Origin of the sequence: Cryobacterium sp. MLB-32 (genome assembly GCF_000738085.1) — a bacterium.
Lineage (GTDB): Bacteria > Actinomycetota > Actinomycetes > Actinomycetales > Microbacteriaceae > Cryobacterium.
In genome coordinates, this window is record NZ_JPRS01000470.1 from 1 (window position 1) to 758 (window position 758).

Annotated in this window: 1 pseudogene; it reads right to left on the reverse strand. The window is 60.8% G+C overall.

The features are described from left to right. Positions 1-543: 543 nt before the first annotated feature. Positions 544-758, reverse strand: a pseudogene (locus JF66_RS24685) (hypothetical protein); the annotation flags it as partial.

The window sequence follows — 758 nt, forward strand, 5'->3', positions numbered from 1 at the left end:
TTGTCGAGGGCTCGGTAGGTCATCGTGCATTGAACACACGCTGGCTTGCTATACACCGTCACCAGTTCACTCATGGTTCTGCTTCCTCTCCACCAACAATTTTTTTGCCCGGCTGGCAAGAGAAATAGAAAGCGACCGGGAGTGCCGCAGTTCCGGGTCGTGGAATACCGCAGCGCAGTGAGGATATGCCGCGAAAGCCCGGAACGCAGGCACGCAGGCACGCAGGCACGCAAGGGAGCTACAATGACCAGCCAGACAGGTAAAAACGATGGGCCCTTACAGCGCCGGGCAGCGGCTCGACCAGGAGCCGGCCTCCGTGACGGCTCCCGTTGTGGCGCGTGGTCCATGGTGGCGCCTTCCCCGTTCTACGGTTAGTTCCCGAGAGGTCTACCTTGACGGAAACCACCGACATTCCGAGGACAAGCTCAAACAGAGGTAGACCGCCAGCCTGCTCCCCCAACTGCTCGCCAGTCTCGGCGGGAGCCGCGACTGGCTGGTGCCTGGTCGTTCGCCGTGCCGGCAGTGGTGACCTTCGCGGCCCGGCTAACGGAAGTTCTTCTTGGAATCCGTCTCGTTGGGGTGGCCCGTCGCAGCTTTCGTGATGATCACGCGTCCTGGCTTCTTCGCCTTCGCGTTGGGCTCGTCAACGGCGTACCAGAGACGAGCACCATCGGTCACTTTGTACTGCCATTGCGGCAGGCCCACCCCGTCTACAAGAACTGTTGAGAGATCACCTCGGAGTTGGTAACAGCGATCAG